This window comes from Erwinia persicina NBRC 102418 (assembly GCF_001571305.1).
GTDB classification, from domain to species: Bacteria; Pseudomonadota; Gammaproteobacteria; order Enterobacterales; family Enterobacteriaceae; genus Erwinia; species Erwinia persicina.
Map to the genome: position 1 here is coordinate 35,684 of NZ_BCTN01000016.1, position 20,886 is coordinate 56,569.

A 20,886-nucleotide genomic window follows, 5' to 3' on the forward strand; every position below is an offset into this window, starting at 1 on the left:
TTATTCCAGCCACAGCAGGGCATCGCCGGGGCTGACCGGGCGGCCAGGCTGGCAGCCGATGCGCTTGACGCGCCCGGCCCGCGGGGCGTTAACCGCCAGCTCCATTTTCATCGCCTCGACGATAATCAGTGGCTGACCGGCGGCCACCTCATCGCCCGGCTGTACCAGCACTTTCCAGATATTGCCGTTCAGATCGGCACTGACCTGAAACGCACCCTCATCCTCTTCCGGCGGCAGCAGCGTCTCATCGCTGGTCAGTGGCGCACCGTCCTCTTCCTGCGCCCACAGGGCGACTTCAGTCTCGAAGGCGCGGGCCTGCTTCTGGCGGAAGGCGCTGATGGCGTCAGCATGGTCGGTGAGGAACCGGGTATGTTCAGCAAAATCAAAGACCGACTGTTCAATGCGCACCCGGGCGCGTCCCTCGCGGAAGTCATCGCGCAGGACGTCGAGTTCGGCCTCGCTGACCGGGTAGAAACGCACCTGGTCGAAGAAGCGCAGCAGCCAGGGTTCGCCGGCAGCGAACTGGTCATTCTTCAGGAATTTGTTCCAGATCGGCAGCGTGCGGCCCACCAGCTGATAGCCGCCGGGGGAGTCCATGCCGTAGATGCACATATACATGCCGCCAATGCCGACGGTGCCTTCGGCGGTGTGGGTCCGCGCCGGGTTGTATTTTGAACTGAGCAGGCGGTGACGCGGATCGATCGGCACGGCACAGGGCGCACCCAGATAGACATCCCCCAGGCCGAGGATCAGGTAGCTGGCGTCAAAGAGTGTGCGACTGACCTCTTCGCGGCTGGCAAGACCATTAATACGCTGAATAAAGTCGACGTTATTCGGCAGCCAGGGCGCGCTGGCCCGCACGGTTTCGGCATAGCGCGCGACGGCCCCCAGGGTCGCGCTGTCCTCAAAGGCCATCGGCAGGTGAACAATGCGCGAGGGCACTTTCATCTGCGTCACGTCACCCAGATTCTGTTCCAGCGTCAGCAACAGGCTCATCAGCTGCTTCTGGCTGAGGATCTGACTGTCGTAACGGATCTGCAGGGAACGTACGCCGGGAGAGAGCTCTTCAATACCGGGCTGGCCGACGCCGGTGAGAGCGGTCATCAGCAGATGCACGCGCAGGCGCAGGGCGAGATCCAGCACGTTATCGCCGTACTCCAGCAGAATATAGTTGTCACCCGCCTGACGATAAATCGCCGTGGGCGTGGTATCTGTGGCCTTGATCGCTGCCAGTATGGTTGCTGAGCCGTGGACAGTATCCGCCAGTGGCGGCGTGGCAAAGGGGGCGGTACGCAGGGCGCACAGGTCGTGAATACTGCGATCCTGCGCCAGCGCCAGCGCATGCGCTTCTTCAACGCTGATGGGGTGGAAACGAATGCGGTCGCCCGGTTTGACCTGGCCGACTTTCCACAGTTCCGCTTTCGCAATGGTCACCGGGCAGACAAAACCGCCCAGGCTGGGCCCGTCCCGGGTGAGGATTACCGGAAAGTCTCCGGTAAAGTTAACCGCCCCGATGGCATATTCGCAGTCGTGGACGTTAGACGGATGCAGTCCGGCTTCGCCGCCGTTGGCGCGTGCCCAGCCCGGCTTCGGCCCGACCAGCCGCACGCCGAGGCGGTTAGAGTTGTAGTGCACCTGCCATTCGGCGGCAAAGAATTCGTCAATCGACTGTGCAGTGAAGAAGTCCGGTGCGCCGTGCGGGCCATACAGTACGCCGATGCGCCATTCATCCCCGTACACCGGGCGATCGGCGGCGGGCAGGGCCGCCGGTTCGCTGACCGGCGCAGGGGTGGTACAGGCCGCCAGATGCGGCTGAGAGATGGGCAGCATATCGGCCACCCGCAGGGTCCGCCCGGCGTGGCCGCCAAACTGACCGAGGGCAAACGTGGAGCGGCTGCCGAGGTATTCCGGCACGTCAAAGCCGTTACGTACGGCCAGGCAGGTGCGGCAGCCCTGCTGCGCCCGGCCCAGGGTCAGCGTCTGTCCGGCTTTGACCGCCACCGGCTGCCAGTACGCCACCTCTTCCCCATCCAGTGATGCCGGACAGGCCGCCCCGGTCAGGGCGATCAGCGCGTCGCTGTGAAACCGCAGCGTGGGACCCTGCAGGGTAAACTCCAGCCCGGCGGCTTCTTCAGCATTGCCGACGATGCGGTTGGCGAGGCGGAAGGCGTAGTCATCCATTGGCCCGGAGGGGGGCACGCCGATATCCCAGTAGCCAGGACGGCCCGGGTAGTCCTGAATGCTGCTCCAGGTGCCGGGCTGGATTACTTCAATCACTGCGGCTTCCGGTGTAAAGCCGTCGAGCAGGCGCGTCCAGACGTTGCCGCTGCGGAAGGCCTCGGTGGCGACCACCTGACGCAGATAATCGAGGTTGGTGGCGATGCCGTGCAGACGGGTTTCATTCAGCGCCGTCTGCATTTTTTCCAGTGCTGCCGCGCGGTTGTCCGCGTGGACGATCAGTTTGGCGATCATCGGATCGTAGAAGGCAGAAACCTCCGTGCCGGTACTGACCCAGCTGTCGATGCGAACGCCCTCCGGGAAACAGACTTCGGTCAGGATACCGGGGCTGGGCTGGAAGTTTTTCAGCGGATCTTCAGCATAAATTCGGACTTCAATAGATGCTCCCCGCGGAGCCTGCGCCATCTTATCCCAGTCTGGCGACTCCCCGGCGGCGACCTGCAGCATGCACTCCACCAGGTCCAGGCCGGTAACGCACTCGGTCACCGGGTGCTCCACCTGCAGGCGGGTGTTCACTTCCAGGAAGAAGAATTCATCGCGCACGGCGTCATAGATGTATTCCACCGTTCCGGCGCTGCGGTAGTTCACCAGTTCGCCGAGTTTGACGGCGGAGTCGAGCAGGGCGGCGCGGGTCGCAGCGGGCAGGTTCGGGGCCGGAGTCTCTTCCACGACCTTCTGATTGCGGCGCTGCAGTGAACAGTCGCGCTCACCGAGGGCCACGACCTTGCCCTGGCCATCGCCAAAAATCTGTACCTCAACGTGACGGGCCTGATCGATGCAGCGCTCAAGGAACACGCCGGCATCGCTGAAAAACTGTTCGCCCAGGCGGCGTACGCTCTCCCAGGCGCTGACCAGCGCGGCTTCACTGGCGCAGCGCGTCAGGCCAATACCGCCGCCCCCCGCCGTACTTTTCAGCATCACCGGGTAACCAATACGCGTCGCGGCGGCAATCGCCTCTGCAAGCGAGTCCAGCAGCGGCGTGCCCGGCGTCATGGGGACGCCTGCCGCGGCCGCCAGCTCGCGTGCCCGGTGCTTCAGGCCAAACTCGCCAATCTGCTGCGCGGTCGGGCCGATAAAGGCAATGTCTGCGGCTTCGCAGGCGGCGGCAAACGGCAGGCTTTCAGAGAGGAAGCCGTAGCCGGGCCAGATGGCTTCAGCGCCGCTCTCGCGGGCGGCGGCAAGAATTTTGTCGATGACCAGATAGCTGTCGCTGGCCTTAGCACCCCCGAGGGCAATGGCGATATCGGCATCTTTGACGTGCTGGGCGTTTTTGTCGGCATCGGAGTACACCGCGACGCTGGTGATGCCGAGGCGCTTCAGGGTACGGATGGCGCGGCAGGCAATTTCGCCACGGTTGGCAACCAGAACAGTGTTAAACATCAGACTTCTCCTCGCGGCTCAGCCAGCGGCGCCAGCCGCCGAATTCAGTGATGTCAGTGGCCTGCGTCAGGGCGGCAGGCTCACAGATGAACCCTTTCACGCTGCGGCCGTCGGCCAGTTCCAGCGTGCCGATCCCCAGCGGGGCGGGGATTTCTGCTACAAACTCGCCAAAGCGCGCCAGCGGGATATCCCACAGCTCAACGAGGATGGCGGCCCCTGTGGCGGCTTTGACCAGCCCGGGTTTGGCCGGGATGGTATTGGCCAGCGCATACAGGCGATAACAGGCTGCGGTGGTGGTCTCTTCCACCCGAACCGCATTTCGTCGGGTCAGCTGGTGGTTGAGCGGCATGCCGGTCAAATGGGCACCGACCACCGCCACACGCACGTGCAGTGATGAGGCGGGCAGGGTTGCGGGCGCAGGCTGCGGCCGGCCGGTGGCACCGAGGCTAAGAGCCTGCCGTTGCTGCCAGCGCAGGCCGAAGGTCGCCAGCGCGCGGTCGTGCCAGGCCAGTGCGATCAGCGTAATGCCCGCCGGCAGACCGTCGGCGCGGAACGGCGCGGGCAGCGCCAGCGCCGCCAGATCGGCCAGGTTGGTAAAGTTGGTATAGGTGCCGAACTGCGAGTTGTAGCGCACTGGCTCCTGTTTCATCTCTTCCAGGGTGTGAATGGTCGGTGAGGTCGGCACCACCAGCGCATCAAACTGGCTGAGCGTCTGCTGGATCTGGCGCGTCAGTTCGGCGCGCAGATATTCCGCTTTGTAAGCGTCCACGGCGCTGTAGTGGTTGCCACTGGCGACGATGTCGTACACCACCGGATCCATCTCTTCCGGGCGCGAGAGCATCGCGCCCACGGCCACGGTGCGTTCGGCCACCCACGGGCCGGAGTAGAGCTGTTCCGCCAGCTGCGTAAAGGGGGTAAAGTCCACCGGCTGCAGGCTGGCACCGGCGGCGATCAGGTCGGCACAGGCGGCCTCCCACGCGGCCTGCGCTTTCGCGTCGCCAAAGAATTCCGGGCTGGCCGGAATGGCAAAACGCGGGGCGTCCGGCAGAGCAGCCGGGGCGAGGCCCGGATTATGGCGGGCGTAGGCATCCAGACTGTCATAGCCTCCGGCACAGCTGGCGGCAAGGAAGGCATCTTCCACGGTCAGCGCGAAGACGGAAATGGTGTCGTTCAGGCGGCAGGCAGGCACCACCCCGGTGGCCGAAAGCCAGCCTTTTGTCGGCTTCAGGCCGACGATATTATTAAATCCTGCAGGGACGCGCCCGGAACCGGCGGTATCGGTACCCAGTGCAAAGCACACCAGGCCCCGGGCGGTAACAGAGGCGGAGCCGGAGCTGGAACCGCCGCTGACATACGCAGGATTAAACGTGTTACAAACTGCGCCAAACGGCGAACGTGTCCCGACCAGACCGGTGGCGTACTGGTCGAGGTTAGTTTTGCCAATGACCACCGCCCCTTTGCCTTTCAGATTAGCCACGGCGACGGCGTCGCTCTCCGCGGTGTAGGTAAACGCCGGGCAGGCGGCACTGGTGGGCCAGCCGGCAATATCAATATTGTCTTTTACCGCGAACGGAACGCCAAACAGCGGCAGCGAGGCCGGATCCTGCTGCCAGGCCGCCAGCAGTGGCTCTACCTGCGCACGCAGCTGCGCGGGCGTGGCGAGGTAGATCCAGGCATTGTCTGCGGAGGAGAGCGCTGCCAGCAGGGCTTCCAGCGTGGAGAGCACCTCCTGCGGGTGCTGTTGATGGTGATGCTGCCAGTCCTGGATCGTAAACCCGGTGGTGAAAGCCATAAGTTGAATTCCGTCTGGTATACAAGATGGAATTCAACAGAGCAAAGGGCGTGCCAGTTTTTAATTCACTGATTTTGAATAGATTCATTGATGCGGGCAGTGGCCGGTGCACGATCGGTGCGCAGGGTTTGTACTATCATAGAGCATCGGTCTGTCGGAAAAAAAGCGCGGCCCCAACGGTGCCGGTGCCCCTGCCGGGGGCGCGCATTCCGTAAATATTTGTTCAGTTCATGGCACGATGGGCTGCAACTGGTTAGCATGAAGCAGATAAATTTCGCGATTCAGGAATAATTAAGGCGGTAACGTGGGGAAAGTCATGGTGGACAAGTGGCAGTTATGGGTAGTAGCGGCGTGCTTAACAGCAGCCACCGGCAGCGCCCGGGCGGATTCACTGGATGAACAACGTACCCGTTACCTGCAAATTAAACAGGCCTGGGACAGTAAACAGATGGATACCGTCGATCGGCTGATGCCGACGCTGCACGACTATCCCCTTTATCCTTATCTGGAATATCGCCAGCTGGCGCAGAATCTTGATCAGGAAACCGGCCTGGCAGTCAATGACTTTATTAAACGCTATCCGACGCTGCCGCCCGTACGCTCGCTTTCTTCACGCTTTGTGAATGAGCTGGCACGACGTCAGGACTGGCGCGGTCTGCTGGTCTTCAGCCCGCAGGCACCCAAGCCTGTGGCGGCACGCTGTAACTGGTATTACGCCAAATGGGCCACCGGCCAGCAGCAGGTAGCCTGGGACGGGGCGAAAGCCATCTGGCTGACCGGCAGCTCGCTGCCCGGCACCTGCGATAAGCTGTTCAGTGCCTGGCAGGCGGCCGGACAGCAGAACCCGATTACCACGCTGGAACGCATCCGCCTGGCGATGAAAGCCGGGAACAGCAATCTGGTAAATTTCCTGGCGAAACAGCTGCCTGAGGATTATCAGACCATCGCCAATGCGGTGATGGATCTGCAAAATAATCCGGGTACGGTTGAGAACTTTGCGCGCAGCGTCGGCGCGACGGACTTTACCCGCCAGGCGACGGCAATTGCTTTCAGCAGCCTGGCCCGGACGGATGCCGAGCGGGCGCGGCAGATGATCCCTTCTCTGGTGCAGTCGCAAAAGCTGGATGAACAGCAGACCCAGGCGCTGAAGGAAGCGGTGGCCTGGCGTCTGATGGGCAACGATATCACCAGCGAGCAGGCGCGCTGGCGCGACGATGTGGTAATGCGCAGTGACGCCACCTCCCTGATTGAACGCCGGGTGCGGATGTCACTGGGCAACAACGATCGCCGGGGAATGAATACCTGGATTGCCCGCCTGCCGGTAGAAGCAAAAGAGAAAGATGAGTGGCAGTACTGGCAGGCTGACCTGTTGCTTGAGCAGGGGCGCAAAGAGGAAGCAGAGGGCATCCTGCGCAAGCTGATGCAGGAGCGTGGGTTCTATCCTATGGTCGCTGCGCAGAAGCTGGGCGTGGAGTATCCGTTGCAGGTCGACAAAGCCCCGGCGGTGGACAGCAGCCTGACCGAAGGCCCGGAGATCGCCCGCGTGCGGGAGCTGATGTACTGGGGAATGGATAACCTTGCCCGCAGCGAGTGGAGTTATCTGGTGTCCAGCCGCACCACGTCGCAGCAGCAGATGCTGGCCAGCTACGCACGCCAGCAAAACTGGTGGGATCTCAGCGTGCAGGCCACGATTACGGGCAAACTGTGGAACAGCCTGCAGGAGCGTTTCCCGCTGGCCTGGCAGCCGCAGTTTGAGCGTAATATCAGCGGTAAGAGCATCCCGATGAGTTACGCCATGGCGATTGCCCGTCAGGAGAGTGCCTGGAATCCCAAAGCACGCTCCCCGGTGGGCGCATCGGGCCTGATGCAGGTCATGCCTGCGACGGCACAGCATACGGTGACCAAATTCAGCATTCCGGGATACAGCAACAGCAGCCAGCTGCTGGATGCTGAAACCAACATCCAGATTGGGACGCAGTATCTTGAGTCGGTGTATCAGCAGTTCGGTCAGAACCGTATCTTTGCCTCGGCAGCGTATAACGCCGGACCATCGCGGGTTCGCACCTGGCAGGGTAACAGCGCCGGTAAGCTGGACGCCGTGGCCTTTATCGAAACCATCCCGTTCTCGGAGACCCGGGGATATGTGAAGAACGTGCTGGCCTATGACGCCTATTATCGTTACTTCATGAAACAGTCTGACAACCTGTTCTCTGACAGCGAGTGGCAGCAGCGTTACTGAGGGGAAAGCTCGCCAGAATCGCTGAGGCGACAGCAAGACAGCGTGCTCGTGCCTTCCGTCGGGGACGGGAATATGTGCCGCTGACACCGCTGTCGCTTCAAGTATGAAGGGGATAATGATATGCTACTGTACTAGTTGAATAGTATGGCGGAATACCATGACCAACCAAACTCCTGTTCCCGTGACGACAGATTCGGCCAGTGAAGACTGGCTGCGTTTTGTCACGCTGCTACAGCGGGCCTATCAGGGTGAGCTGCACCTTCCGCTGTTGCAGCTGATGCTGACTCCGGATGAGCGCGAAGCGCTGGGTACGCGATTGCGCATCGTCGAAGAGCTGATGCGTGGCGAAATGAGCCAGCGTGAGCTGAAAAATGAGCTGGGAGCAGGGATTGCGACCATTACGCGAGGCTCAAACAGCCTGAAAAGTGCCCCCCCGGCGTTAAAGGCCTGGCTGGAGGCACAGCTGTTGAACGGGTCAGATAAGGTCTGAGTCGTCGTCTTTGCGCTGGTAGATATCGTTATGGAACGGGCAGAGAGCGAGGATCAGGGCCTGATGATACACGCTGGTACGGGACAGGTGGCCAGCTGTAAAGGCACCAATAGCGCCGCCCTTGTGCTTGATATTGTCAATGCCCGTGAGGCGTGCCATCTCTTCGCCCAGTTCCCGCCCTTCATGAATGCCTTTCATCACAATGGCGGGCAGGGTGAAGCTGGCAGAGCGCGACTCGCCACGTAGCTTATGATTTTCTACCACCATCCACGCAAAGGCCGTGTTGTCTTCAATGCCGGCCTCGATCGCCACCCAGAAATCGGCTTCGGGTCTGACCTGACGGGCATTCATCACGCGCTGACGTGCGCCAGTTCGCGTTTCTGTGTTTGTGATCGGTTGTGCGGCAACGCCGCTGTCGACCTCGACGCCCTCAATATGGCAGGATCCTTCCCCGAAGATATCGCTGAACGCTTGAGAAATTGCCTTAATTTTGGCTGGATTGATGGTAGCAGCGACAACATGGTACATAATTGTTTGAACCCTCTACGCAAATTTGTCGCAGTATAACGGAAAATCGCATGTTACAGGTCTATCTTGTTCGCCACGGAGAAACGCTATGGAATGCGGCACGTCGCATTCAGGGGCAGTCAGACAGCGCGCTGACTGAGAAAGGAGAGCAGCAGGCTCATCAGGTGGGGGAGCGGGTAAAAAAACTCGGTATCACCCATGTGATTGCCAGCGATCTGGGCCGTACCCGACGTACCGCCGAGATCATTGCCGACGCCTGCGGCTGTTCAGTGGTACTGGATCCCCGCCTGCGTGAGCTGAATATGGGGGTGCTGGAACAGCGCCTGCTGGATTCATTGAGCGCAGAAGAAGAGGGCTGGCGGAAAACGCTGGTGGATGGTACGGAAAATGGCCGTATCCCTCAGGGGGAGTCGATGGGTGAAATGGCGCAGCGTATGCATCAGGCGCTGGATGCCTGTCTGGCGCTGCCAGAGGGAAGTCGTCCGCTGATTGTCAGCCACGGCATGGCGCTGGGGGTGTTGCTCAGTACTATTCTTGGGCTGCCGGCCAATGCGGAGCGTCGCCTTCGTCTGCGCAATTGCTCTCTTTCACGCGTGGACCATCAGCAAAGCGCCTGGCTGGCTTCAGGCTGGGTGGTGGAAACCGCCGGGGATGTGGCGCATCTCGAGGAGACCGCGCTCGACGAACTTCAGCGTTAACCTGCAAAAAGGGCCGGTAATCCGGCCCTTTTTCATGATCAGACAGACGACTGACGTCGGATGGGGATCAGATATTCACAGTGGATATCGACGGGAGGTTCGGGACGTTTCTTACCACCGTGAGTATAAAAACGCTCAATATCCTGTCCGTGGCGACGTGTCAGGTTCAGTGTCGGCATACAGGTACCGTAAATCTGTAAGACGAACTCCTGAAGCCCGGTGCGTGGCCCTTCATAGGTGAACTGGACATAATCGCCCGCCTCCAACAGCACCGTTTGGGTTGAATGTAGCAGGTTAGCTATCTCCCCGGAAGGAACGGCTGTGGTATAGAGGATTTCCTGTTCATCATCTTTCTCTGCACTGGGGCGCGACTGATGGAGGCCATACAGTACCGGGGGTACAGTATCTGTCTCTGTCAGGAACTGACGCCAGAAGTGCATACGCATTTCATCACGAAAGCGAGAGATTTGCTCCAGCGTGCAGGTGTAAGACTGCGTTTGCCCTGTCAGTACAATTTCCGGCAGACTAACCCAGGTAGGATCAGGTAATCTGACGTCATTGAGACGGATCGGGGGACGCAGTCCGTAGGCATTCCAGTCCGATGACCGGCGATACCAGGCTGGCGTCTGCGCAAACTGCTTTTTAAACGCTCTGGTGAAAGTTTGTTGAGAATCGAAACGATACTGCAAAGCAATATCCAGAATAGGGCGGCTTGTCAGCCTTAAGGCGACGGCTGCTTTTGACAAACGACGAGCGCGAATATAAGCGCCAATCGCGTGACCAGTGACGTCCTTGAACATTCTTTGCAAATGCCATTTTGAATAACCTGCCTTTGCCGCAACATTATCCAGGGATAATGGTTGGTCGAGGTGGCTCTCCAGCCAGACAAGCAAATCTCGAATGATACCGGCTTGGTCCATAAATCGTCCTCATGTTACTCAGAATTGGTGCATGGTAAGCAAAGTCGACGAATAATAGCATTAATTGCAAAAGCTAAGTACCGGGCATTAGCTGTAAAAAAGTGCTAAATACGGTCATATTAGCGACAAATAGCGTTATAAACGTAAGCGTACGGTAGTTTCGTGTCTACCTTACAATGTCATCTATTTTCTTTGAAATGGTAACGTCATGACAATTAAAAAAGTGTTAATAGTCACTTCAGTATTCTTGTTTCCAAGTTTATTACATGCGGAGCAGGTGGGGTCAGTGGATACCGTCTTTAAAATGTTTGGCCCCGACCATAAAATTGTGGTTGAAGCATTCGATGACCCTGAGGTGAAAAACGTCACCTGTTATCTGAGCCGTGCAAAAACCGGTGGCATCAAAGGCGGACTGGGACTGGCTGAAGATACGTCAGATGCGGCAATTTCCTGTCAGCAGGTAGGGCCAGTGGAACTGAGTGACAAGATTGCGCAGGGGAAATCAGAGGGTGAAGTGGTTTTCAGAAAACGGACTTCGCTGGTGTTCAAAAAGCTCCAGGTCGTGCGTTTCTTTGACAAAAAACGTAATGCACTCATTTACCTGAGCTATTCGGATAAGGTGGTCGACGGTTCACCGAAGAACGCGCTCAGTGCCGTGCCAATTATTCCATGGGGTCATCAGTAGAAGAATGCGCGGGTCGACCGGAACTGAGGGTCGACCCCCACGAGCATTAATCCTGCAGATCACCACAGAAACGGTACCCTTCGCCATGAATCGTGGCGATGATTTCCGGGGTGTCAGGTGTGGATTCAAAATGCTTACGGATGCGGCGGATTGTCACGTCGACGGTACGATCGTGAGGCTTCAGTTCGCGGCCCGTCATTTTCTTCAGCAGATCAGCACGGGTCTGGATCTTGCCCGGGTTTTCGCAGAAGTGCAGCATCGCACGGAACTCGCTGCGTGGCAGCTTATATTGTTCGCCCTGCGGGCTGACCAGCGAACGACTGTTGATATCCAGTTCCCAGCCGTTGAAACGGTAGGATTCAACCAGCTTGCGCTCTTCGCTAACGGCGGCCAGATTCATCGTCCGTGACAGAAGATTGCGGGCGCGGATAGTCAGTTCACGTGGGTTGAAAGGCTTGGTAATATAGTCATCAGCGCCGATTTCCAGGCCAAGGATCTTATCAACTTCATTATCACGACCCGTCAGGAACATCAGGGCTACGTTTGCCTGCTCACGCAGCTCACGTGCCAGCAACAGGCCATTTTTGCCCGGCAGGTTGATGTCCATAATCACCAGATTAATATCATTATCTGTCAGTATCTGGTGCATTTCAGCGCCATCCGTAGCTTCAAAAACCATGTAGCCTTCGGCTTCAAAAATACTTTTGAGCGTATTACGAGTGACTAATTCGTCTTCAACGATAAGTATGTGCGGGGTCTGCATGTGTTCGCTACCTAAATTGCCAACAAAATCGAAAACAGGACATACGGCTGTTGGCGCTGGCTAAACCCGGTGTTCAGAGCCAGAAGCAAAACAACAGCAGTACAGAATGATGTTCTTGATACAGGTTCCATGTACCGTCAACAACGCGGCTAACCCGTTATACGTGATGATTCAGCGTTCCTGAAGCGTCCGTTTTACTGGGTTTTGCTCAGCCATCAGGCTGTATCCTGCATGCCCCGGTAGTGCTAAACGGCGTATATCCTAACTGTATTAACAGCAACATAACAGCACAGGCAACAACCATTACGCAATAAAACAACGCTTAGTTGACTTATATCAAACCAATTGTAGCACGTTAACACTTTTGTGAAAAACTCTTACCGGAATGCCTGGTTAGCTCACAATTATGACCCTGTGTTTACGCATTCGTACGCAGACGTGACAAGAGGCTTAAATGCTTTTCGCTCCATGTTAATCAGCTGATAAAATACATTTTATCGTTACAAAGGTTTTTTTTTAGTGGGTTGATATCATGTTGAAGCATGTCAGTTTCATTTTGAATGCTGACGTGGCAGAGTCATGGCGGTAATTTTCTCTTTCTTGTAGGTGGCTATGCGTTTTCCCCTGATCCTTGTTTCTCCTGCCCGGGCTGAAAATGTCGGCGCGGCAGCCCGTGCGATGAAAACCATGGGGTTTGATGAGTTGCGCATTGTTAACAGTCAGGTGCATCTTGATCCTGTTGCGCAGCGCGTGGCCCATGGTTCGGCGGAGATCCTGAGCCAGGCGACCCACTGGACCTCACTCGACGCGGCGCTGGCAGATATTGATTTTAGCATCGCCACGACGGCACGTTCGCGGGCAAAATTTCGCTATTACGCCACCCCCCAGCAGGTACAGGGCGTGCTGGAAGAGAAACAATCTTGGATTGGCAGTGCGGCAATGGTATTTGGCCGTGAGGACAGTGGTCTGACTAATGAAGAGCTGGCGCAGGTTGATCTGCTGACAGGTATCCCGATGGCGGCTGACTATCCGTCGCTCAATCTCGGTCAGGCGGTGATGGTCTACTGCTATCAGCTCTCGGCGCTGCGTCAGGTCAGTGCACAGACGGAAGTGGGTGCTGAGGCTGACCAGCTTGCCGCTCTGCGCCAGCGAGCCCGGAATTTGTTACAGCGGCTGGAGGTCGCGGGTGATGAAAAACTGGCTAACTGGCTGCAGCAGCGTATGGGCCTGTTACAGCAGCGGGATATCGCCATGCTCCACCGTTTACTGCATGACATCGAAAAAAACCTCCAGCTAAAAAAACTGTAGAAAGTCTGAAAAGTAGTGCTATTTACTGCCATTTTTTCTCTGTGTAACACAACAGATTGGCCCGGGCGGCGAAAAGTGCCCGGCTACCTCGCGGCGCAAAAAAGTCGCTTTCGATAAAAAAATTGACTTGGCCGACCGTTTGCTTTACTTCTGAAAGCCGACAGATTTTACAGACAGATAAAAGATAAATCTCAATGCGCAAAAACAGCCTGATGACAACAATCATTATTACCACCACCATTACCACAGGTAACGGTGCGGGCTGACGCATACAGGAAAAATCAAAAATAAGCCCGCACCTAACCAGTGCGGGCTTTTTTTTCGGCAAAAATTCAGGAGAGTTTGAACATGCGAGTGCTGAAATTCGGTGGAACCTCAGTAGCCAATGCGGAACGTTTTCTGCGCGTGGCTGATATTCTGGAAAGTAACGTAAAGCAGGGACAGGTTGCTACCGTATTGTCCGCGCCAGCGAAGATTACCAACCATCTGGTGGCGATGATTGAGAAAACCATTAGCGGTCAGGATGCCTCACCCAATATCAGCGACGCGGAGCGTATCTTCGCTGAGTTGCTGCAGGGGCTGGCTGAGGCGCAACCGGGTTTCGCCTTCGACAGGCTCAAAGGGGTAGTGGATCAGGAGTTCGTGCAGCTTAAGCAGGTGCTGCACGGCATTGCCCTGCTGGGGCAGTGCCCGGACAGCGTGAATGCCGCGATCATCTGCCGGGGGGAAAAGCTCTCTATCGCTATTATGGAAGGTCTGCTCCAGGCTCGCGGTTATGGTGTCAGCGTCATCAACCCGGTAGAGCAACTGTTGGCCGTTGGTCACTATCTGGAATCTACCGTAGATATTGCGGAATCCACCCGTCGTATCGCTGCCAGTCAGATCCCGGCCAGCAACATGGTGCTGATGGCGGGCTTCACTGCCGGTAATGAACGCGGTGAGCTGGTGGTACTGGGCCGTAACGGGTCTGATTATTCTGCAGCAGTGCTGGCGGCCTGCCTGCGCGCCGACTGCTGTGAAATCTGGACTGATGTGGACGGGGTCTATACCTGCGATCCACGCCAGGTGCCGGACGCCCGCCTGCTGAAGTCGATGTCCTATCAGGAAGCGATGGAGCTCTCCTATTTTGGCGCTAAAGTCCTTCACCCCCGCACGATTGCGCCGATTGCCCAGTTCCAGATCCCCTGCCTGATCAAAAACACTGCGAATCCGCAGGCACCCGGCACGCTGATTGGCGGCGATGGCAGCGATGAAGATAATCCGGTTAAGGGCATTACCAACCTGAACAACATGGCGATGTTCAACGTCTCCGGCCCGGGCATGAAAGGCATGGTGGGCATGGCGGCACGCGTGTTTGCGGCCATGTCACGCAGCGGAATTTCCGTCGTGCTGATCACCCAGTCATCGTCTGAATACAGTATCAGTTTCTGCGTCTCCCAGAGCGACCTGGCGCGCGCGCGCCGCGTGCTGGAAGATGAGTTCTACCTTGAGCTGAAGGATGGCCTGCTGGAGCCGCTGGACGTGATGGAGCACCTTGCCGTGATCTCCGTGGTGGGTGACGGCATGCGCACCCTCCGGGGTATCTCCGCCAAGTTCTTCTCCGCGCTGGCCCGGGCGAATATTAATATCGTCGCCATTGCCCAGGGCTCGTCTGAACGCTCCATTTCCGTGGTGGTCAGCAATGATGAAGCGACCACCGGCGTACGTGTGGTACATCAGATGCTGTTTGCCACCGACCAGGTCATCGAAGTCTTCGTGATCGGCGTTGGTGGCGTCGGATCCGCACTGATTGAGCAGCTCCATCGTCAGCAGACCTGGCTGAAAAACAAGCATATTGACCTGCGGGTGTGCGGCATCGCCAATTCGCGTGCGCTGCTGACCAATGTGCACGGTATCCCTCTGGAGAACTGGCAGGAACAGCTAAAGGCGGCGAAAGAGCCGTTTGATCTGGGCCGCCTGAGCCGTCTGGTGAAAGAGTATCATCTGTTGAACCCGGTGATCGTTGACTGTACCTCCAGCCAGCAGGTCGCTGACCAGTACGCTGACTTCCTGAGTGACGGTTTCCATGTGGTGACGCCGAATAAAAAGGCCAATACCTCCTCGTATCACTATTACCAGCAGATGCGTACGGCGGCGGCAAAGTCCCGCCGTAAATTCCTCTATGACACTAACGTCGGGGCCGGGCTGCCGGTGATTGAGAACCTGCAAAATCTGCTGAACGCCGGGGATGATTTGATCAGCTTCTCCGGTATTCTCTCTGGTTCCCTGTCGTTTATCTTCGGTAAACTGGATGAAGGCGTGTCGCTGTCGGATGCCACGAAAATGGCCCGTGAGATGGGCTTTACCGAGCCGGACCCACGGGAAGACCTGTCCGGGCTGGATGTCGCACGTAAGCTGCTGATCCTGGCCCGTGAGGCGGGCTATCAGCTTGAACTGAGCGATATCGAGATTGAGGCCGTCTTACCGCCCGAACTGACCGCCATCACCGATGTGGAAACCTTTATGGCACGACTGCCGGAGCTGGATGCCGGTTTTGCGGCGAGAGTGGCCAGCGCAGGTGAGGCAGGTAAGGTATTACGCTTTGTCGGTGCCATTGAAGAGGGCGGGGTGTGTAAAGTGAAAATCGATGCGGTCGACGGTAACGACCCGCTGTATAAAGTCAAAAATGGCGAGAATGCGCTGGCGTTTTACAGCCGCTACTATCAGCCGATCCCGCTGGTGCTGCGTGGTTATGGTGCCGGTAATGATGTGACGGCGGCGGGCGTGTTTGCCGATCTGTTACGCACTCTGTCGTGGAAGTTGGGAGTTTAATCATGGTTAAAATTCATGCCCCTGCCTCAATTGGCAACGTCAGCGTTGGCTTTGACGTTCTCGGGGCGGCCGTGTCGCCGGTGGATGGCACGCTGCTGGGTGATTGCGTAACCGTGGAATCGGCCGACGAATTCAGTCTGCACAATGAAGGCCGCTTCGTCAGCAAGCTGCCGGCGAACCCGAAAGAAAATATTGTCTATCAATGCTGGGATCGCTTCTGTGAAGCGATTGGGCAGCGCGTGCCGGTCAGGATGACGCTGGAAAAAAATATGCCGATTGGCTCCGGCCTGGGCTCCAGCGCCTGCTCGGTGGTCGCCGGGTTAATGGCAATGAATGAACACTGCGGTAAGCCGCTGGACGATACGGCGTTACTGGCGCTGATGGGCGAACTGGAAGGACGTATCTCCGGCAGCGTACACTATGACAATGTGGCCCCCTGTTTCCTGGGCGGCATGCAGCTGATGCTGGAAGAGAACGGCATTATCAGTCAGGAAGTGCCAGGCTTTGATAACTGGCTGTGGGTGATGGCGTATCCGGGCATTAAGGTGTCAACGGCGGAAGCCCGGGCGATCCTGCCTGCGCACTATCGCAAAGAGGATATTATCCACCACGGCCGCTACCTCGGCGGCTTTATTCACGCCTGTCATACGCAGCAGCCGCTGCTGGCGGCAAAGCTGATGCAGGACGTGATTGCGGAACCGTACCGCACCCAATTGTTACCGGGCTTCAGTGAAGCCCGTCAGGCCGCTGCCGATATCGGTGCACTGGCCTGCGGTATCTCTGGCTCCGGCCCCACGCTGTTTGCCGTGTGTAACCAGCAGGATACCGCACAACGTATGGCAGACTGGCTCCGCCAGCATTATCTGCAAAATGATGAAGGCTTCGTCCATATCTGCCGTTTAGACACGGCAGGCGCACGTAAACTGGGATAACGCATGAAACTGTATAATCTTAAGGATCACAATGAGCAGGTCAGCTTCGCCCAGGCGGTGAAGCAGGGTCTGGGTAAACAGCAGGGCCTGTTCTTTCCGCTGGAATTACCTGAGTTCGAACTGACCGACATCGATGCCATGCTGGAAATGGATTTCGTCACCCGCAGTAGCAAGATCCTGTCGGCCTTTATCGGTGACGAAATTGAAGCGCATCAGCTGAATGAGCGTCTGAAAACGGCCTTCACTTTCCCGGCGCCGGTCGTGGATGTCACGGAAGATATCGCTGCACTGGAGCTGTTCCACGGGCCGACGCTGGCGTTCAAAGACTTCGGTGGCCGCTTTATGGCGCAGATGCTTGCCTGTGTCAGCGGAGCCGACGAGAAGATCACCATCCTGACCGCCACGTCGGGTGATACCGGTGCTGCCGTCGCTCATGCCTTCTACGGTATGGAAAACGTGCGTGTGGTGATCCTCTATCCGCAGGGCAAAATCAGTCCGCTGCAGGAGAAGCTGTTCTGTACGCTGGGTGGGAATATTCAGACCATCGCTATCGACGGTGATTTCGATGCCTGCCAGTCGCTGGTGAAACAGGCCTTTGATGATGAAGAGCTGAAGAAGGCCATCGGCCTGAACTCGGCGAACTCGATCAACATCAGCCGTCTGCTGGCGCAAATCTGCTATTACTTTGAAGCGGTGGCGCAGCTGCCACAGGAAAAACGCAACCAGCTGGTGATCTCCGTGCCAAGCGGTAACTTCGGTGACCTGACGGCTGGTCTGCTGGCGAAGACGCTCGGTCTGCCGGTGAAGCGCTTTATTGCCGCCACCAACGCGAATGATACTGTGCCGCGCTTCCTGGTGAACGGTGAGTGGGCACCTAACGTGACGGTCGCCACCCTGTCTAACGCGATGGATGTGTCACAGCCCAACAACTGGCCGCGCGTGGAAGAGATCTTCCGTCGCAAAATCTGGCGTCTGCAGGATCTGGGTTACGGGGCCGTGGATGATGAAACCACCAAAGCCACCATGCGTGAGCTGGCCGATCTGGGCTACCTTTCAGAGCCGCACGCCGCTATCGCCTACCGTCTGCTGCGCGATCAGCTGCAGGAAGGCGAGTTTGGTCTGTTCCTCGGCACCGCGCACCCGGCGAAGTTTAAAGAGAGTGTGGAAGCGATTCTGGATCAAACGCTGCCGTTGCCGGAGGCGCTGGCCGAACGGGCCGATCTGCCGCTGCTGTCGCATAAGATGAAAGGTGACTTTGCCGAACTGCGTGAGTTTCTGCTGAAAAAATAACGATAAACAGGGCGAGGCAAGTGCCTCGTCCTGCTGTTGTAGTCATCCCTGCCAGGCTAGTTCGTTTCCACAATCATTATTGCTTCACTGGTGAAGATTCCTGTCGCTAAGGTTGCGTTACGCTGTTTGACCAGCATGGCGTCAATCTGTGGTATTACCGGGTAGTTTATTGGCAGTGGGGTGTTAATATGCCACGGAGTGCCATCAGCATACAGACGAATTCCCAGATTGCCGTTGCTGGTTTTTAGTACGTTCCCGTCAAAGGTTGCACCCTCTCCTGTTATTTTCATTTTTATCTTGGAACTGCCCTCACACATTATGAAGTAATCTATTTTTTTCTTGTATGTTGTAATATTTTCTACGTTCACGTTTTCAAAACTGATATTCATATTCGCGGGTACTGTGCACGGAGGTGGCGCTACTACCATCGCTGAGATAGTGACCTTTGTTCCACCAGTATCTACTTCGGCATAGGTTTCTGCGGCAGCTAAGAGGGTCAATGCCAGCATACTGTGAAAAATATATTGACTCAGTTGCATTATATCTTCCCTGTCATGGCGCGCTGAAAATCAATATAGCAGAAGCCGATAACGGTCCTGTAGCGATTGCACTGCTCTCTACATCATTTTTGACCGGCACAAAACTAATCATATCGCTGCCGCTACCATTGACGATGTGAGACCTGAAATTTTCACCGGGTTTAACAACGATGCCATTATGTATCAGAGCGATACCGATATTACTGTTGCTTGTTTTGGTCAAATCGGATGAAAAAGATGCAGCATCGCTAACCAGACGTATCAGCACGTCCTGCGTTGCATTAGAGTTTGCACAGTTAAAGACCAGGGGTTTATTTTCTTTATATAATGAACCCTGGGCTGATTTTGTCAGAAGATCCTGACGAATGTTGTTAAACTGGACATAAATTGATTGAGAATTATTAATGGTGCATGTGTTGGTTAAAAGGTATATATCATTGCCAGCGATTAAACGCCAGCGATAGGGCCCACATTTTGGGCAGCCTTCTTGATCATTATATTGCTGGAAATAAAATTCCCCAATCACATCCCCTTTATGTATAGCAATATCTTTTGTTGGGTTTGGGTTCAGCTCCATTAATAATTGTATGTCCACGGCTTTAGTTTTAAGTTGCGTCAAAGACATAACCTCTATTTCTTGCAATAGTGGCAGGCTATAGCGTATTCCATTAATAACGACTAAAGCAGTGAAGTCGGGGAACAGCGTCTGATTTAAGATGCTACTCATCTTGTCAGTTTTTAATACGTCATTCCAGGATTCTACATCATTACGGCAGGAGATTTGCGTAAGGGAATATATCTGATTAAGCCCGGAAGTGAGGGATGATTCAAGATTGACCCTAACATCAATAGGGACACTAGAACCTCCGGGGGGAATAACGCCATCAACCGATTCACATGTAAATGCCAGCGCATTTCCTGACGCTATCAGAAAGATAATTGATTGTATTGTTATAAATATAATTCTCTTCACGGCAAAATCCTTTTGCTTAATTTTAAAGAGCTTATTTTAATATGCCGGTTACTGTAAAAGCCATCAATGTATTTTTCGTTGTAATTTTTAATCTCTTAATGATTTTTTTATTTTTCCATGAATTAATTTTTCATTATATCGTTGTTTTTACTGGGTTTTTAATTTTAATTTTTTCGTCTTTTTATCAATTTCATTCTGGGTCTGGTTATTCTTATTGTCCGTTTATTGTTCATTTATCAGGTTTTTTCACTGGTTCAATAAAAATAATTAGCATTATTATTTTACTGTGGTTATAAGCAGGACTTATTTTTACTATCAGAGGATGTGTCAAGAAGGAGGCCATACGGCCCCCTGGCTACTCGATATCAGGTCAAGATATCTCCGGGCGTTTAAACACCAGCTCGTTCCCTTTGCTGGCTTCCGCATCAAACACATAACCGTCCACATCAAATTTCTTGAGTTGTGCAGGTTTGCTCAGGCGATGCTCAATGATATAGCGACTCATCAGGCCACGTGCTTTTTTTGCATAGAAGCTGATGACCTTAAACGTGCCGTTTTTCTCGTCTAAAAATACCGGTTTGACGATCTCGCCCTTAAGCAGTTTAGGTTTAACCGCTTTGAAATACTCATCGGACGCGAGATTGATCAGCACGTCATCGCCCTGGTCTGCCAGCGCATCATTCAGCGCGAGAGTCAGTTTTTCACCCCAGAAGCTGTAGAGATCTTTGCCTGCCGGATTGGCCAGTTTAATGCCCATTTCCAGGCGATAGGCCTGCATCAGATCCAGCGGGCGCAGCAGTCCGTACAGCCCTGACAGCATGCGCAGATGCTGCTGGGCGAAATCGAACTCTTTTTCACTGAAGGTTTCGGCCTGCAGGCCGGTATATACATCCCCTTTAAACGCGAGGATCGCCTGACGGGCATTGTCGGGGGTGAAATCCGGCTGCCAGTCGTTAAAGCGCTGGGCGTTCAGCACGGCCAGTTTGTCGCTGATATGCATCAGTGAGCCGATATCGGCCGGTGAGAGCTTACGCGCCAGGGCAATCAGCTTCTGTGACTCTTCCAGCAGGGCCGGCTGAGTGTAGCGTTGCGTCGCCAGCGGGCTTTCAAAGTCCAGCGTTTTGGCCGGGGAAATTACCATTAACATGAACGCGTCCTTCATTGCAGAGGGGGCAGAAAAGTATCAGTGCCTACTGTAACAAAAAAGTGGCCACGGGTGGCTAATCGCTGCCATTGGTCACTGACGAAAACCCCGAAATCGCCGGGAGAATGGGGCTTTTGTGCGCTGGTTTTAACCCGA

At 55.9% G+C, this 20,886-nt stretch carries 18 protein-coding genes and 1 other annotated feature; of the genes, 9 read left to right on the plus strand and 9 right to left on the minus strand.

Going from position 1 to position 20,886, the window contains the following annotated elements; all coding sequences use genetic code 11:
- Both uca and atzF read right to left on the minus strand, forming a co-directional pair.
- Entirely contained in the window at window positions 1-3,618 is a 3,618-nt protein-coding gene (gene uca, locus EPE01S_RS16755) for an urea carboxylase (protein WP_062747393.1), read from the minus strand.
- Complete coding sequence (gene atzF, locus EPE01S_RS16760; protein ID WP_062747395.1) at window positions 3,611-5,410, minus strand: allophanate hydrolase; 1,800 nt, start codon at window positions 5,408-5,410, stop codon at window positions 3,611-3,613. Before atzF ends, uca begins: the two co-directional genes overlap by 8 nt.
- A 316-nt stretch (window positions 5,411-5,726) precedes the next feature.
- On the opposite strand from atzF, the gene sltY reads away from it, so the two are divergent.
- Together sltY and trpR are read left to right on the plus strand one after the other, a co-directional pair.
- Window positions 5,727-7,649 carry a murein transglycosylase gene (gene sltY, locus EPE01S_RS16765; protein ID WP_062747397.1) on the plus strand — a complete coding sequence of 641 codons (1,923 nt, stop codon included), beginning with the start codon at window positions 5,727-5,729 and terminating at the stop codon, window positions 7,647-7,649.
- Window positions 7,650-7,806: 157 nt separating this feature from the next.
- The gene (trpR, locus tag EPE01S_RS16770) at window positions 7,807-8,139 is read left to right on the plus strand and encodes a trp operon repressor (RefSeq protein WP_062747399.1); all 333 of its coding nucleotides are present in this window, start codon (window positions 7,807-7,809) and stop codon (window positions 8,137-8,139) included.
- Here trpR and yjjX read toward each other — a convergent pair.
- Complete coding sequence (gene yjjX / locus EPE01S_RS16775; protein WP_062747402.1) at window positions 8,125-8,667, minus strand: inosine/xanthosine triphosphatase; 543 nt, start codon at window positions 8,665-8,667, stop codon at window positions 8,125-8,127. The two genes, trpR and yjjX, sit on opposite strands and share 15 nt — an antisense overlap.
- A 50-nt stretch (window positions 8,668-8,717) precedes the next feature.
- Here yjjX and gpmB point away from each other — a divergent pair, with 50 nt between their 5' ends.
- Window positions 8,718-9,365: a 2,3-diphosphoglycerate-dependent phosphoglycerate mutase GpmB gene (gene gpmB, locus EPE01S_RS16780; RefSeq protein ID WP_062747404.1), complete on the plus strand. Its 648-nt coding sequence runs from the start codon at window positions 8,718-8,720 to the stop codon at window positions 9,363-9,365.
- Between the two features lie 38 nt (window positions 9,366-9,403).
- On the opposite strand, the gene robA is transcribed toward gpmB, so the two are convergent.
- Window positions 9,404-10,285 carry an MDR efflux pump AcrAB transcriptional activator RobA gene (gene robA, locus EPE01S_RS16785; protein WP_062747406.1) on the minus strand — a complete coding sequence of 294 codons (882 nt, stop codon included), beginning with the start codon at window positions 10,283-10,285 and terminating at the stop codon, window positions 9,404-9,406.
- A gap of 208 nt (window positions 10,286-10,493) precedes the next feature.
- Between robA and creA the strand changes: the two genes are divergently transcribed.
- A complete protein-coding gene (gene creA / locus EPE01S_RS16790; protein ID WP_062747408.1) occupies window positions 10,494-10,970 on the plus strand; it encodes a protein CreA in 477 nt (158 codons plus the stop codon).
- 46 nt (window positions 10,971-11,016) lie between these two features.
- Here the strand turns inward: creA and arcA are convergent, their stop codons facing one another.
- On the minus strand, window positions 11,017-11,733 hold the full coding sequence (gene arcA / locus EPE01S_RS16795; RefSeq protein WP_062747410.1) for a two-component system response regulator ArcA: 717 nt from the start codon (window positions 11,731-11,733) through the stop codon (window positions 11,017-11,019).
- A 612-nt stretch (window positions 11,734-12,345) separates the two neighbouring features.
- Between arcA and EPE01S_RS16800 the strand changes: the two genes are divergently transcribed.
- Complete coding sequence (locus EPE01S_RS16800; protein WP_062747412.1) at window positions 12,346-13,041, plus strand: tRNA/rRNA methyltransferase; 696 nt, start codon at window positions 12,346-12,348, stop codon at window positions 13,039-13,041.
- A 22-nt stretch (window positions 13,042-13,063) separates the two neighbouring features.
- Here EPE01S_RS16800 and EPE01S_RS16805 read toward each other — a convergent pair whose 3' ends face one another.
- Window positions 13,064-13,267 carry a hypothetical protein gene (locus EPE01S_RS16805; protein ID WP_062747414.1) on the minus strand — a complete coding sequence of 68 codons (204 nt, stop codon included), beginning with the start codon at window positions 13,265-13,267 and terminating at the stop codon, window positions 13,064-13,066.
- Window positions 13,243-13,364: a sequence feature (Thr leader region), on the plus strand. It overlaps the preceding gene by 25 nt.
- Here EPE01S_RS16805 and thrL point away from each other — a divergent pair.
- The 4 genes from thrL to thrC all read left to right on the plus strand — a co-directional run bounded on the left by thrL (window position 13,254) and on the right by thrC (window position 18,074).
- A complete protein-coding gene (gene thrL / locus EPE01S_RS22980; protein ID WP_233268544.1) occupies window positions 13,254-13,307 on the plus strand; it encodes a thr operon leader peptide in 54 nt (17 codons plus the stop codon). Its footprint overlaps the feature before it by 54 nt. The genes EPE01S_RS16805 and thrL overlap by 14 nt on opposite strands.
- 25 nt (window positions 13,365-13,389) lie before the next feature.
- Window positions 13,390-15,852, plus strand: a complete 2,463-nt coding sequence (gene thrA, locus EPE01S_RS16810; RefSeq protein ID WP_062747416.1) for a bifunctional aspartate kinase/homoserine dehydrogenase I — start codon at window positions 13,390-13,392, stop codon at window positions 15,850-15,852.
- A gap of 2 nt (window positions 15,853-15,854) precedes the next feature.
- Complete coding sequence (gene thrB / locus EPE01S_RS16815; RefSeq protein ID WP_062747418.1) at window positions 15,855-16,784, plus strand: homoserine kinase; 930 nt, start codon at window positions 15,855-15,857, stop codon at window positions 16,782-16,784.
- 3 nt (window positions 16,785-16,787) lie between these two features.
- Window positions 16,788-18,074 carry a threonine synthase gene (gene thrC / locus EPE01S_RS16820; RefSeq protein WP_062747420.1) on the plus strand — a complete coding sequence of 429 codons (1,287 nt, stop codon included), beginning with the start codon at window positions 16,788-16,790 and terminating at the stop codon, window positions 18,072-18,074.
- A gap of 56 nt (window positions 18,075-18,130) precedes the next feature.
- On the opposite strand, the gene EPE01S_RS16825 is transcribed toward thrC, so the two are convergent.
- The 3 genes from EPE01S_RS16825 to yaaA form a co-directional block, all read right to left on the minus strand.
- Entirely contained in the window at window positions 18,131-18,613 is a 483-nt protein-coding gene (locus tag EPE01S_RS16825; protein WP_062747422.1) for a fimbrial protein, read from the minus strand.
- Between the two features lie 13 nt (window positions 18,614-18,626).
- The gene (locus EPE01S_RS16830) at window positions 18,627-19,586 is read right to left on the minus strand and encodes a fimbrial protein (protein WP_084344214.1); all 960 of its coding nucleotides are present in this window, start codon (window positions 19,584-19,586) and stop codon (window positions 18,627-18,629) included.
- A gap of 370 nt (window positions 19,587-19,956) precedes the next feature.
- Window positions 19,957-20,733, minus strand: a complete 777-nt coding sequence (yaaA, locus tag EPE01S_RS16835; RefSeq protein WP_062747424.1) for a peroxide stress protein YaaA — start codon at window positions 20,731-20,733, stop codon at window positions 19,957-19,959.
- Window positions 20,734-20,886 lie beyond the last annotated feature (153 nt).